The organism is Verrucomicrobiia bacterium (assembly GCA_035495615.1).
Classification (GTDB): Bacteria; Omnitrophota; Omnitrophia; order Omnitrophales; family Aquincolibacteriaceae; genus DATJFP01.
Window position 1 is genome coordinate 36,373 of record DATJFP010000005.1, and the last position, 13,949, is coordinate 50,321.

Sequence of the window (13,949 nt, forward strand, 5' to 3'; positions counted from 1 at the left end):
CTAACGCCTTACCAGCGCCAGAAGCGCCGCATTTTTCTTATTAACGGCCTTGCGCCCGTTTTCGGAAAGGCCTTCGAGCAATTTTTCTTTGACCGATTTCCGGGAATGCATATGGCAAAGGGCCACGGCCAGCGCGTCGGCGCCGTCGGGCGGGGGAAGTTCTTTCATGCTGAGCAGCCTCTGGATCATGTGCTGCACCTGCTCCTTCGTGGCCTTTCCGCTGCCGGTCGTGGCCTGTTTGATGCGGGCCGGAGGGTATTCTACCACCGGCACATTTTTTTCGGAAGCGGCCAGCATGGCGCAGGCGCGCGCCTCGCCGATACGGATCATGGCGCGCAGGTCTTTGCAGTAAAAAATGTTTTCGAGGGCCATGACTTCCGGTGCGTAGTCACGGATGATGCCGCAGAGACCGGTGTAAATGCCGAGCAGGCGCGTTGAGAGTTCCGAGCCTTTGGGAAAGGAAATGACCTGGAAATGCAGGAGTTTCGCGCGATTGCCTTCGGAATCGATGATCCCTACACCCGTATTCCAGGTTCCGGGGTCGATTCCGAGGATTCTCACCCTGCGATCTCCTTCATGACTTCGTCCGGGATGTCGGCGTTCATGTAGACATTCTGCACGTCGTCGTGGTCTTCGAGCGATTCCATCAGTCCGATGACCGCGCGCGCGCTGTCGGCCGAAACCGGCGTTTCGTTTTTGGGAATCATCGTGACCTGCGCGGATTCGGCGGCGATCTTCGCTTTTTCCAGCGCCTGCTTCACGTTTTCGAAATCGTGGGGTGAGGTCGTGATGTTGAAATTTTCGCCGGCCTGCGCCATGTCTTCGGCGCCCGCGCCGAGCGCGACTTCCATGAGCTGGTCTTCGGTCGCATTTTTCGCGGGAACGACGATGAGGCCTTTTTTCTCGAAAATCCACGCGACCGAACCGGCGCCGGCCATGGAGCCGTTGCCCTTGGTGAAAATGCTGCGGATCTCGGCGGCCGTACGGTTCTTGTTGTCGGTCAGGCAGTGGACGAGCATGGCCACGCCCTGCGGGCCGTAACCTTCGTAAACGATTTCTTCGTAGGTGACGCCTTCCAGTTCGCCGGTGCCTTTTTTGATGGCGCGGTCGATGTTGTCGGCGGGCATGTTGCCGTCTTTAGCGGCCTGAATGGCGGTGCGCAGGCGCGGATTGCTCGTGGGGTCGCCGCCGCCGGTCTTCGCGGCCACGGTGATTTCCTTGATGATCTTCGTGAAAAGCTTGCCGCGCTTGGAATCCGCGGCGGCTTTTTTGTGTTTAATACTTGCCCACTTATTATGTCCTGACATGTTTCACTCCTTGTATGGCTTCCACGATTTTGACGACATCGCCCATCTTGCCCGCGTCGTGAACGCGGAGGACCTGGACGCCTTTGATGACGGCCACGGCGCAGACGGCGGCGGTTCCAAATTCCCTTTCCATGACTTCACGGCCCGTGATCTTGCCGATGAAGGATTTCCGCGAAGGCCCCGCGAGGACCGGAAGGCGGAGTTCCTGAAAACGTTCCAACGATTGCAAAATTTCGAGGTTCTGCTCGGTGGTCTTGGCAAAACCAAGGCCCGGGTCGATGACGAGCTGATCCCGGGAAATTCCGCGGTCCAGAGCGAAGGCAATGTCCTCTTCAAGCTCGGCCATGACTTCTTTCACCACGTCACCGTAGGCCGCGAGAGACTGCATGGTCTGCGGATTCCCCCGCCGGTGCATCAGCACAAGCCCCGCTCCGGTTTCCCGGACGAGATCGGCCATGGCCGCGCCTGAATCCCGCAGCCCGCTGACGTCATTGATAATATCGGCGCCGAGGGCCAAACACTGGCGCGCCACTTCGGGCTTTGTCGTGTCCACGGAAACGGGAATGTTCGTAAACTTCCGGATTTCTTCCAGAACGGGCAGGACCCTGGCTAACTCTTCCATTTCCGTAACGGTTTCAGCCCCGGGCCGGGTGGATTCGGCGCCGAGATCGAGGATATCCGCGCCTTCGTGAATCAGCGTGCGCGCCTTTTCGGCGGCTGCGGCGGGAGAGAGATACCGGCCGCCGTCGGAAAACGAATCAGGCGTCAGGTTCAGCACCCCCATGAGCCGGGTACGCTCCAGGGAAATGAATCGTTTGCGGATGTGCCAGTTCACGATAAAGGTTTAATGAAACGGATCGACCGGAGGCACCACGGGATTCGGAAGCGGCCGGTCCTCGGACGCGCCGGCCTTGCCGTTGAGTCCCGCGATCTGCCGGATCTCTTCCTCTTCAAGGACTTCTTTTTCCAAAAGGCGAAGCGACAGATTGTTCAGCTTGTCGCGATTCGTGGTCAGGATCGTGTGCGCTTCCTTGTAGGCTTCGTCGACAATGCGCCGGACTTCCTCGTCGATCATGATCGCCGTCTGCTCGGAATAGTCGCGCTCGTGCATCAGATCGCGGCCGAGGAACACCTGATGGTCGCGCTTGCCGAACGTGAGGTTCCCCATTTTTTTGCTCATGCCGAGTTCGCAGACCATCATGTGCGCGAACTGCGTGGCCTTTTGCAGGTCATCCTGCGCGCCGGAGGTGATTTCGCTGAAATAAATTTCTTCGGCGACGCGGCCGCCGAGGAGCACCGTGATGCGATGGCGCAATTCGCTTTTCGTGATCAGGCTCCGGTCTTCCAGCGGCATCTGCAGCGTGTAGCCGCCCACGCCGTAGCCGCGGGGAATGATCGAGATCTTGTGCACGGGATCGGAATTCGGCAGCATGAGCGCCACCAGCGCGTGCCCGGATTCGTGCACGGCCTTCACTTCCTTTTCGCGCTTGGAAATCACGCGGCTTTTTCTTTCCGGCCCCACCATCACGCGCTCGATCGATTCTTCGAGTTCCATCTGGCCCACGGCATCTTTTTTGCGCCGCGCGGCAAGAAGCGCCGCCTCATTGACGAGGTTCGCGAGATCGGCGCCGGAAAAACCCGCGGTCTGGCGCGCCAGCACGCCCAAATTCGCGTTCGTGTCCAGCTTGACATTGCGCACGTGGACTTTCAAAATTTCCTCTCGGCCTTTGATATCCGGCCTTTCGATCACAACCTGGCGGTCGAAGCGGCCGGGCCTGAGCAGCGCGGGATCCAGCACGTCGGGACGGTTGGTCGAAGCCAGGATGATGACGCCGCTGTGCGTGTCAAAACCGTCCATTTCCACGAGCAGCGCGTTCAGCGTCTGCTCGCGTTCGTCGTGTCCGCCGCCGATGCCCGCGAAACGCTGGCGGCCCACCGCGTCTATTTCGTCGATGAAGATGATCGCGCCGCGCCCGCTTTTCTTGGCGGCCTGCTTGCCCTGTTCGAAAAGATCGCGCACGCGCGCCGCGCCCACACCCACGAACATTTCCACGAAGTCCGAACCGCTGATGGAGTAAAACGGAACTTCAGCCTCGCCTGCGACGGCTTTCGCGAGCAGCGTCTTGCCGGTTCCCGGAGGCCCCATAAGCAGCACGCCTTTGGGAATGCGCCCGCCGAGCCGTTGGAATCGCTGGGGGTCTTTCAGGAATTCGATAATTTCACTGAGCTCTTCTTTGGCCTCCTCCACGCCTGCCACGTCCGCAAAGGTGATGCGCGCCTTTTCGGCGTTGGATAATTTTGCGCGTGACTTCCCGAATGAAAAAAGCCGCCCCCCTCCCTGCTGCACGCCCCGGTAGACGAAGAACCAGAAGAATCCGATCAGCAGAATGACCGGCGCCACGGAATAAACGAGGTTTCTCCAGAAGACCTGCGGCGGATTGACTACGAAGCTCGGCACGTTGGCACGCAGCATGGGGATGAGCTCAGGATCGTTGGCGGGAATGTGCACCTGAAAAAAGCTGCCGTTTTTCAGCTTGCCGCGCACGATGCCTTCGATCATTTCCGCGGACACGATCTCGCCGCTCTGCGGATTCTGGCGGAGCATGCTGAAGAATTCGGAATAGGACATTTGCTGGACGTCCATGTTCTGGACAAAGAGCTGCAGCACGAGGAAAAAGACAAGCGGGATGAAAAAAAGCGCGGCCAGACGCTTCCTTTCCGGATCCTTGCCCTTTTTGGGGGTGAGGTCGCCGGGTCTGGGATTCTCCGGAATTTTCTTAAATTCAGCCATGATCGATGGTTACCCCTTTAACTTCTTTAGGCCTACCAAAAGTCGTTTATCATATCACGGGCTTTAGGGGATGGCAAACCCCTTTACGAGCGGGGATTTTTCTTAAAAAGCGTGATGTGCCGGGGGGTTAGGGCAAAATCAATGTCCTTTTGGAGGGAGTGGCGGTAAGAGGGCCGTTCCAGATGCGGCTTCAAGCCTTCCCAGTTCTCAAAACTCAGGCCGCTGCGTCCATCAAGCTGTTTGAGAACACGGTCCAGGACGCGGAACTGCAGGGCCTCGGGCAGGCCGAGAAAAGGCACGCGGCGAAGATGAGCCTTTGCGCCCCGGACCTGGGCCACGATTTTCCCGTAGGCCTTTTCTTCCAGACGGCTCAGGATCTCCTGCTCCCTTTCCAGCGTGCGCGGCACGCGCGCCAGCACGGCGCGGATGCCGGGATGAAATTCTTTTTCGAGAAACGGAAGAAGCTTGTGCCGGATTTTGTTGCGCAGAAATTTCGTCGAGCGGTTGGTTTTGTCGCGGACATACGCGAATTTGTTTTCCTTCAGGTAACCGAGGATTTCCGGCTTTGAGAAATCAAGCAGCGGCCGCACGAGCCGGACTTTGCCGAGGTCCATGGATTCGCGCACGCCGGCCAGGCCGCGGAGTCCGGTACCTTGAATCAGCCGCATCAAAACCGTCTCGGCCTGGTCGTCCCGCGTGTGCGCGAGCGCGATTTTGGAAACGCCCCGGCGCCCGGCCTCGCGGAAAAAAGCATGCCTGGCTTGCCGCGCGGCTTCTTCGAGGGAAAGCCGTTCACGCCGGGCGAGCGCTTTGACATTCACGCGCTTGACGAGGACGGGGACCTTGTATTTCCGGCCGAGCGCGCGGACGAACTTTTCGTCACGGAGCGCCTCGCGGCGCAGGCCGTGGTTGACGTGCAAAAGCCCCAGCTTCAGCCCCCCTTTCTCACGCAGGGCGCAGAGCAAATGGAAAAGCGCCGTAGAGTCCGGGCCTCCGGAGCAGGCGATGTAGACCTTTTCGCCGGGCAGAATAAGTTTTCGGAGCTTTAGATGCTGCTGGAATCGAATCTGAAAGTCGGTCTGGAGTTTTTTCATAGGCGGATGACTTTTAAAAAGGAATCAGCGGAGGATGGACGGGCCCACTTGCCACTCCGGGCAGGACATGCTAAGATGCTGGCCCTTCACGCAGTTCCTGACTCATCTTTCATGGCGGGGTAGCTCAGTTGGTAGAGCAGAGGACTCATAAGCCTCGTGTCGGCGGTTCGATCCCGCCCTCCGCCAGCCTTTTTTATCCTGCCATCAGAACGTAACCGCTCCCTTGGAAGAAGAGGAAACCGAGCGCGCGTATTTGGCCATGACGCCGCCGGTGTAGCGCGGCTTCGGGGCTTTCCATTTTTTCAGGCGCGCCTTGATTTCCTTCTGCGGAATCAAAACGTCCAGGCGCCGGTTCGGAATGTCGAAACGGATGCGGTCACCGTTTTTGATCGCGGCGATCGGGCCGCCGGCCGCGGCTTCGGGCGCCACATGGCCGACCATGAGTCCCTTGGTCGCGCCGGAAAAACGGCCGTCCGTCAAAAGCCCCACGGATTTTCCGAGGCCTTCGCCGACCAGCGCGGCCGTCACCGCGAGCATCTCGCGCATGCCGGGGCCGCCTTTCGGGCCTTCGTAACGGATGACGACGACATCGCCCTCTTTGATCTTCCGCGCCTTCACGGCTTCGAAAGCGTCTTCCTCGCAGTTGAAAACTTTCGCCGGGCCTTCGAAGGTCTGGCGGTCTTCGCCCGCGACTTTCAGCACGCAGCCTTCCGGCGCGAGATTCCCTTTCAAGATCACGAGGCCGCCTGTCGGTTTCAGCGGATTGGAAAGCGGACGCAGCACTTCCTGGCCCTTGATCTCCATCGCGTCCAGCGCTTCTTCGCCGATCGTGCGGCCGGTGACAGTGAGGCAATCCTTGTGAAGAAGCTTCGCATCGAGCAGGCGCTTGGCAAGAAGCCGGTAGCCGCCCGCTTCGTAAAGATCGCTGGCCACGAAACGGCCGCCCGGCTTCAGGTCGCCGCACAGCGGCGTTTTGGAGCTGATGCGGTCGAAGTCTTCGATCGCAAGCTTCATTCCCATCTCGTGCGCGAGCGCAAGAAGATGAAGCACCGCGTTCGTGGAACCGCCGGTCATGGCCACCGCCGCGATCGCGTTCTCGATGGATTTTTTCGTGATGATCTGCGACGGCTTCAGGTCTTTTTTCAAAACCTCCATCACAAGCCTGCCCGTCTCGACGCAGGCTTCGTCTTTTTTCGGATCCATGGCCGGGATCTCGTTCATCCACACCGGCGAAATGCCGAGGATGGCGAACGCCGAGGCCATGGTGTTGGCCGTGAATTGTCCGCCGCAGGCGCCCGCGTTCGGGCACGCCACGTCTTCGAGCTGGCAGAGCTGCGTCTGCGTCATGTGGCCGGCCGCATGTTTGCCGACCGCTTCGAAAACGTCCTGGATGGTCACGTCCTTCTTTTCGTAATGGCCGGGAGCGATGGAGCCGCCGTAAATCATGAGCGAAGGAATGTCCAGACGCGCGAGCGCCATGACCGTTCCGGGAATCGTCTTGTCGCAGCCCGAGATCGCCACGACCGCGTCGAAATAATGGCCGCGCGCTACAAGTTCGATCGAGTCCGCCACGATCTCGCGGCTGATCAGCGAGGTCTTCATGCCTTCCGTGCCCATGGTGATGCCGTCGGAAATCGCGATGGTGTTGTATTCGATCGGAGTACCGCCCGCGAGGCGCACGCCTTCTTTCACTTTTTCGGAAAGCCGGCGCAGGTGAAAATTGCACGGCATGGTCTCGATCCAGGTGTTGGCGATGCCGATCATGGGCTTGGCAATGTCTTCATCGGTGAGCCCCATGGCCTTGAGCATGGCGCGGGCCGGAGCGCGGGACGGACCTTCGGTGATGACGGCGCTGCGTTTATTCAGTTTCATGAGCCCCTCGGAAGTTGGAATAGGATTGCGAAAGAAAGGGATTATACCCGATCTTGGCGGGACCGTGAAGCCTGCTTTATTCTTTACAGCGCATTTAAAGGCCGCTACACTAGTTTTCCATGAAAACCGCCAAGCCCGCGTCCCAGAATAAGATAAAATCAGTCAAGTCCCCGTCTTCGCGCGCCTCGAAAAACTCTTTTGGAGCCGTTATTTTCGACATCGACAACGTGCTCATCGACACGCGGTCCTCTTACCTGGACACGATCCGCTGGACGGTCGAGATCTTCCTGACCCATGGGCGCATCCCGCTTTTCACGCCCGCGCCCAAAAAGATGCGCCCGGCGCTTTTATCACTCGCCGATGTCCACCAGTTCAAGCTGCTCGGCGGTTTCAATGACGACTGGGACTGCTGCTACGGCCTTCTGGTCTACATCCTGAGCCTTTCCGTTTCCCCGCGAACGATCCTCGATCTCAAGAAAGCGCTCCATCTCAAGCAGTTTTCCGCGCGCGTGGCGCATCGCCCCCTGCGCGTGGACGGCATCGTGAAGATGCTCGGGCGGCCGTCGTTCGTCACGATCGAAAAAATCTCGCGCATTTTCCAGGAGATCTATCTCGGCAAGGAACTTTTCCCGAAGCTCGAGAAAAAACACATGGCTTACTGGACGAAGAAAGGGCTGATTCGCAACGAGAAGCTCATCATCAAGGCGCCGGTGCTGGAAAAACTCAAGGCCAAGGGCATCAAGCTGGGCATCGCGACGGGCCGGCCTCGCTTCGAAGCGCTTTATTCGCTGAAACACTTCGGGATCCTGGATTACTTCGACGCGATGACGACGATCGACGAAGTGAAGAAAGAGGAAAAAGTGCAGCGCAAATCCCTTCGCAAGCCGCATCCTTATTCCCTGCTTGAAACCGCGTCCCGGCTGGGCGCGGAAGGAAAGACTCTCTACGTGGGCGATTTGCCCGACGACATCTACGCGGCCAATCAGGCCAAGGCCTCGCGGGACATGGCGTCCGCGGCCTTTCTGGCGATTGCCGACGACTGCAAGGAAACGCTCGACGAAATCAAAAAAGCCGCCCCGGATTTCATCTTCAAAGAACCCGCCGACATCCTCAAAATCGTTTAGCCCGAGCACGGGGACACGCCTAAAGGCATGTCCCCAGGTTTGCGGTCAGGCGTTGATGGACTTCTTGATGAGTTTAAATCCCACGATCGTGAGTCCGATGTTGGGAAGCCAAAGCGCGGCATAGGCGGGAAGCACGCCGCGGATAGCGAGGCTCTTGGCGCCCACAAACAGGATGTAATAAATGCAGGCGGCCGCCATGGAAATCGCAAAACTCACCACGACTTCTCCGCGGCGCACCAGGATCGCGATGGGCACGCCTAAAATCACGAAGATCAGGCTGCCGAAGGAAAACGCGATCCTGTTGTGAAAGGCCGTCCAGAAGCGCGTCGTGTCGCCCGGCGAGATTTCGTTCCGCTGGTACTGCACCCACAGGTCCGCGAGATTGTGGTCGTAGATCTTCTTTTTCATCTTCCGGATATCTTCCTGCCCGAAGCTTGGAAATTCGTATGTTTCGAACTGAATGGACTGCACGCCTTCGGACTTCGCGTCCGAGATGCTGCCGTTATAAAGACGGACCTGCATGGCCGACTGCTCCGGAAGCGACAGGATTTCGCCGCTCTCGGCGATGATGGTACGCACGGGCTCTTCCGTGGGCCCGACTTCGTAAGCCACGATGTCCTTCATCTTGTCGTCCTTCATCTCCTTGGCAAAAAAAGTGACCTGGTCGTTCAGCTTCACGAAACGGCCGGGCTCGATCAGCGCCTTGGGATGCGCGATCAGAAGCTGCTTGGTGGTGCGCCGCAGCTGAAAGCCGGCCTCGGTGCTGACCTGGTCGTTGAAGACGAACATGAAAAAGCTGAGCATGAGCCCCGCGAGAAAGGCGGGCAGCATGACCTGGTAAGGATGGATGCCTGACGCCTTGAACGCGCGGATTTCGTTGCCCTGGGAAAGGTTGCCGAACACGATCATGACCGCGGTGAGCAGGCTCATGGGCGCGGTGTAGCCGAGCATATCGGGCATGGCGAGCGCGAGGACGTAGAGCGTCTCGGTGAGAGGCACGCCGCGGCCGATGATGAAATTCGCTGCGCGGACGAGGTAACCGGCCATGAAAATGAAATTCAGCGTGAGCAGGCAAACCAGAAAAGGCAGCCAGAGTTCCCGCAGAATGTACTTTTGGATGATCTTCATCGCGTGTATCTTTCCAGAGATTTGCGTAGGCGTCAATAATTACGCGCTAGTCCGTTAAGCATTTTGCGCGCAAGCGCTCGCATGCTCGCAACAGGCTTTACGCATTCAGACCATGGGGACAGGTCTAAAGACCTGTCCCCGTCCATGCGGCCGTTGGGCTTACCCCGTATTGCGCAGGCCCTGGGCAATGCCGTTGATGGACAGGAAGAGCGCGCGCTCAAGCTCTTCCTGCTCGCGCGGCGGGGCGGATTTTTCCCGCAGCCGTTCCATAAGGATAACCTGCGCGTAGCTGAGCGGGTCCACGTAAGGATTTCTCAGGCGGATCGAATGCTGGAGCACGCCGCTCGTGTCCAGGACTTCCTTTTCTCCGGTGATGGAGAGAATCGCCTTGGTCGTCGCCTCGAATTCGCGCACGATCTGGTTGAAAAAGCCCTGCCCCAAAACCTGGTCTTCGGCCAGCGCCGCGTAATGGCGGGCAATGCGCATATCGGCCTTTTGCGTGCTCATTTCCAGAAGGTCCACGACCACGCGGAAAAAAGGCCATTCTTCGTACATTTCTTTCAGGCGCGCCAGCGCGTGCGGCTTCGCATTGACGAACGCGTTGAAAGCCGAGCCGAAGCCGTACCATCCCGGCAGCGTCTGGCGCGACTGCGTCCAGCTGAAAACCCAGGGAATGGCGCGCAGGTCCTCGATGCGGTCCGATTGCCCGCGCTTGGCCGGGCGCGAGCCGATGTTCAGCCGCGACACGATGCCGATCGGCGTCGTTTGCGCGAAATAATCGCGGAACCCTTCGGTCTCGTAGACGAGATTGCGGTAAGCGTGATACGCGATGTCGGAAAGCTCCTGCATCACGGCCTCCCATTCCCCGTGCTTGGGCGACGGCGACGGCTCGATCAGCGTCGCGTGCAGCACCGCGGAAAGGACAAGCTCCATGTTGCGTTCCGCCATGATCTTGTTCGAATACTTCGAGGAAATGACTTCGCCCTGTTCGGTGATCTTGATCTGCCCGTCGACCGTGTCGCGCGGCTGCGCCAGAATGGCCTTGTTGACAGGCCCTCCCCCTCTTCCAATCGCGCCGCCGCGGCCGTGAAAAATCTTCAGCTTGATCCCGTGCGCCCTCGAAACCTCGGTCAGGTCTTTCTGCGCGCAGTAAAGCGACCAGTTCGAGGTAAGAAAGCCGCCGTCTTTATTCGAATCCGAATAGCCGAGCATGACTTCCTGGCGCAGGCCGAGTTTTTTCAGATGCCTGCGGTAAACCGGATCGGTATAAAGCGAGGCCATAATCCATTTGCAGTTCTTGAGGTCTTCGATCGTTTCGAAAAGCGGGACCATCATGAGGCCCTGCGCCTTGGTTTCCTGCGCGAGCCAAAGCGCCGCCAGCACGTCGCTCGAGGACTGGGTCATGCTCAGGATGTAATCTTCGATGGCATGGGGGTCGACGTCCGCGCGGATATCGCGGATCGTCTCGAACGTGGCCAGCATCTCGCGCGTCTTCTCGGAAAGCGAGGCCTTTTCCACGGCGCCGTGCGGGGCCTTGCGGATGAGCTTGCGCAGCAGCGCGGTCTTCCCTTCTTCGGGCAGCGTGTTCCACGGCGCCTTGAGCAGCCCGGTCTTGTGCAGGATCTCGGAAACCGCAGACTCGAGGCTTTCGCGGTTGTCGCGGATGTCCAGTTTCACGAACGAAAATCCAAAAACGTCGAGCGCGGCCGTCAGCCTTTTCACATGGGGCAGGAAGTAATCGGAGTTGTTCGCGTGAAGCGATTTCAGGATGATCTGGACGTCCGCCCTGAAATCCGCGGGCTTTTCGTAAAAGGCCTCGATGGTTTCGTCCGGCGCGGTCCGGCGTTCGGCCTTCGAGGCGTTGATACGGAGCGTGTTGATGAGCTTGCGCTGGATGAACGACCACTTCTTGCGGTAAGGCTCGTTCTGGCTTTTTTCCAGCCAGGCCTTGGCAAAAAGCGGGAGCTTGCGGCTGTCGGCCTCGATCGATTCGAGAAGTTCAGACGACGCCCCGGCCAGGTGCACGGACTGGCTGAATTCTTCCATGAGCCGGCCTGCGGCCTTGATGTATTTGCGGAGCACGATGTCTTTCTGGCGGCGCACGGCTTCGCGCGTGACGTCATGCGTGACGTTCGGGTTCGCGTCGCGGTCACCGCCGATCCAGGAGCCGAATCTGAGGCTGGGATGGAAGCCGACGTCGCGGCCGTAGATCTGGCCGAGCTGCTCGTAAAAGCGCTGGAGCGCCGCGGGCAGCACCTTGAAAAGAACCTTGTCGAGGTAAAAAAGGCCGTTGTCCACTTCGTCGAGCACCGTCTGCTTGCGGTGGCGCAATTCGTCCGTCTGCCAGATCAGCATCATGGTGCGAAGGATCTCGTCGTCGATTTCCTTGATCTCGCGCGGCGTCAGGATTTTGTATTCGCGGTCGTAGAGCAGCCGGTCCATGGCCGTAATCTTTTCCAGGATCGAGCGCCTCTGCGCCTCGGTCGGATGCGCGGTCAGGACGAGTTCGATGGAAAGCTGCGGCAGGATCTTCTTGAGCTCGCGGAAAGGGATCTTCTGTTTTTTGATGCGCTCGACGATGTCCTCGACCGAGCCCGGCTGCATCTTCCCCGCGGTCTCGTAAGCGCGCTTGCGGCGGATGCGGTGCTTGTCTTCGGCCAGGTTCACGATCTGGAAATACACGGTGAACGCGCGGATCACCTGCGTGAGCTCGTAGAGATCGAGCGATTTCAGTTTTTTGATCAGGCGCGCCTCGAGCTTCGCGTTGGGATGGCGCCGAAGCTGAATCGACGTCTTGCGGATCCATTCCACGAGGTTGTAGAACTTCTTTCCCTCCTGGTTGATCAGGACTTGGCCCAGGCATTTTCCGAGCCGGCGCACGTCGTCCCTGAGCGGCGCGAGTTTTTCCAGAATGTGGGCTTTGTCCATAAGAGATCTTGGTTGGAAGGTTAAACCGAGAAGGATTCTCCGCAGCCGCAGGTCTTGTTGGCCTTGGGATTGATGAACTTGAAGCCGCGGCCTTCGAGCTGGTCCGCGTAATCGAGCGTCGTGCCTTCGAGATAAAGGTAGCTCTTGGGGTCCACGAAGACCTTCAGGCCTTCGAACGTGTATTCGTTGTCGCCCTGCTTTTTCTTGTCGAAATTCATGCCGTAGGAAAGGCCGGAACAGCCGCCGCCTTTGACGAGCAGGCGCAGGCCCACGATCTCTTTTTCCTTTTCTCTTTCCAGCATGCGTTTGATTTCGGATACCGCGGTCGGGGTCAGTGTAATCATGGGATTCTCCTCACTTCAATTATATCTCAGTCACTGGGATGATGCCATCCGCGTATCGCCTTCCGCGGAATAAAACGGGGACAGCGCGCGGAGCGACTCCACGGCCTTCGTGACGTGTTCCAGAACAAAGTCGATTTCTTCTTCGGTGGTAAAACGTCCGAGCCCGAACCGGACCGAGCCGTGAACGTATTGCCGCGGCACGGCGAGCGCTTTCAAAACATGCGACGGCTCATTGCGGCCGGACGTGCAGGCTGAGCTCGTCGAGACCGCGATCTCGCGGCTGATTTTCATAAGCAGCGCTTCCGCGTCGATGCCCGCGAAACTGATATTCAGGTTTCCGGCAAGGCGCGCGGCGGCGCAGCCGTTCACGCGCGTCTGCGGCAGGCGCCTGAGCCCGGCTTCCAGCCTGTCGCGCAGCGCGGCCACGCGGCGCGATTCGCTTCCCATTTCATTGTGCGCGATCCCGCAGGCCGCGCCTAGCCCCACGATGCCCGGCACATTCAGCGTGCCCGAACGCAGGCCCTGTTCCTGTTCGCCGCCGTGGATCAGGGGCGCGAGCCTCACCCGCGGATTTTTTCTCCGCGCATACAAAGCGCCCGCGCCTTTGGGCCCATAGACCTTATGCGCGGTCAGCGACAGAAGGTCGAGCCCCAAAGCCTCGACGTTCACGGGAATTTTTCCCACGGCCTGCGCGCCGTCCGCGTGAAAGAAAACCTGCCGGGCCTTGGCGATCTTACCGATCTCGGCCGCGGGCTGCAGCGTGCCGATCTCGTTGTTGGCCAGCATGACAGAAATCAAAATCGTCCCGGGCGTCACGGCCTTTTCCACGTCCGAGGGCCGGACGCGGCCTTCTTCGTCGACCGGAAGATAAGTGACCTGAGCGCCCTGCTTTTCCAGGAAGCGGCAGGTTTCGAGCACCGACTTGTGCTCGGTCTGCTGCGTGATGATGTGTTTGCCCTGGTCCTTGTAAACTTCCCACACGCCTTTGATCGCGAGATTGTTGGATTCCGTGGCGCCGCCGGTAAAAATAATTTCTTCCGCCGAAGCGCCGATGAGATGGGCAACCTGCGCCCTCGCCTCTTCCACTTTTTTCTCCGCGTCCATGCCGAACGCGTGCGTCTTGCTCGCGGCATTGCCGAAGGCCTGGTCGAAATAAGGCAGCAGGGCTTCCTTCACCCGGGGGTCCACGGGCGTGGTCGCATGACAATCCATGTAAATGGGCAGTTTCACGATCATCCTTCTAAGCCTAGAAAAAAGAGAGAGTTACGGCGAAAAAACCAAGCAAGACGGAGGGGGCCCGGCTTCCGGCCTCCCGTAACATACCATTAACGAGACCTTCTGTCACTTCTGGAGGATGATCG

The 13,949-nt window shown here is 59.0% G+C and carries 11 protein-coding genes and 1 tRNA gene; 2 read left to right on the forward strand and 10 right to left on the reverse strand.

Annotation, left to right across the window (positions count from 1 at the left end):
• From ruvC to tilS, 5 genes are all read right to left on the reverse strand, one after another.
• Positions 1-561, reverse strand: coding sequence for a crossover junction endodeoxyribonuclease RuvC (gene ruvC / locus VL688_00390; protein ID HTL46502.1), 561 nt, complete (start codon positions 559-561; stop codon positions 1-3).
• A complete protein-coding gene (locus tag VL688_00395) occupies positions 558-1,307 on the reverse strand; it encodes a YebC/PmpR family DNA-binding transcriptional regulator (GenBank protein ID HTL46503.1) in 750 nt (249 codons plus the stop codon). The genes ruvC and VL688_00395 overlap by 4 nt, the downstream gene beginning before the upstream one ends.
• The gene (gene folP / locus VL688_00400; protein ID HTL46504.1) at positions 1,294-2,142 is read right to left on the reverse strand and encodes a dihydropteroate synthase; all 849 of its coding nucleotides are present in this window, start codon (positions 2,140-2,142) and stop codon (positions 1,294-1,296) included. The genes VL688_00395 and folP overlap by 14 nt, the downstream gene beginning before the upstream one ends.
• Before the next feature lie 9 nt (positions 2,143-2,151).
• Positions 2,152-4,098: an ATP-dependent zinc metalloprotease FtsH gene (gene ftsH / locus VL688_00405; protein HTL46505.1), complete on the reverse strand. Its 1,947-nt coding sequence runs from the start codon at positions 4,096-4,098 to the stop codon at positions 2,152-2,154.
• Positions 4,099-4,181: 83 nt separating this feature from the next.
• Positions 4,182-5,192: a tRNA lysidine(34) synthetase TilS gene (gene tilS / locus VL688_00410; protein ID HTL46506.1), complete on the reverse strand. Its 1,011-nt coding sequence runs from the start codon at positions 5,190-5,192 to the stop codon at positions 4,182-4,184.
• Between the two features lie 113 nt (positions 5,193-5,305).
• Between tilS and VL688_00415 the strand changes: the two genes are divergently transcribed.
• Positions 5,306-5,378, forward strand: a tRNA-Met gene (locus VL688_00415).
• Between the two features lie 18 nt (positions 5,379-5,396).
• On the opposite strand, the gene ilvD is transcribed toward VL688_00415, so the two are convergent.
• The gene (ilvD, locus tag VL688_00420) at positions 5,397-7,064 is read right to left on the reverse strand and encodes a dihydroxy-acid dehydratase (GenBank protein HTL46507.1); all 1,668 of its coding nucleotides are present in this window, start codon (positions 7,062-7,064) and stop codon (positions 5,397-5,399) included.
• A 119-nt stretch (positions 7,065-7,183) separates the two neighbouring features.
• On the opposite strand from ilvD, the gene VL688_00425 reads away from it, so the two are divergent.
• A complete protein-coding gene (locus VL688_00425) occupies positions 7,184-8,188 on the forward strand; it encodes an HAD family hydrolase (protein HTL46508.1) in 1,005 nt (334 codons plus the stop codon).
• A gap of 45 nt (positions 8,189-8,233) precedes the next feature.
• Here VL688_00425 and VL688_00430 read toward each other — a convergent pair whose 3' ends face one another.
• From VL688_00430 to VL688_00445, 4 genes are all read right to left on the reverse strand, one after another.
• Positions 8,234-9,316, reverse strand: a complete 1,083-nt coding sequence (locus VL688_00430) for an LptF/LptG family permease (GenBank protein HTL46509.1) — start codon at positions 9,314-9,316, stop codon at positions 8,234-8,236.
• Positions 9,317-9,475: 159 nt separating this feature from the next.
• Complete coding sequence (gene ppc, locus VL688_00435; GenBank protein HTL46510.1) at positions 9,476-12,244, reverse strand: phosphoenolpyruvate carboxylase; 2,769 nt, start codon at positions 12,242-12,244, stop codon at positions 9,476-9,478.
• 20 nt (positions 12,245-12,264) lie between these two features.
• The gene (locus VL688_00440; protein ID HTL46511.1) at positions 12,265-12,588 is read right to left on the reverse strand and encodes an iron-sulfur cluster assembly accessory protein; all 324 of its coding nucleotides are present in this window, start codon (positions 12,586-12,588) and stop codon (positions 12,265-12,267) included.
• A 30-nt stretch (positions 12,589-12,618) separates the two neighbouring features.
• Complete coding sequence (locus VL688_00445) at positions 12,619-13,824, reverse strand: IscS subfamily cysteine desulfurase (protein ID HTL46512.1); 1,206 nt, start codon at positions 13,822-13,824, stop codon at positions 12,619-12,621.
• Between the last annotated feature and the right edge of the window lie 125 nt (positions 13,825-13,949).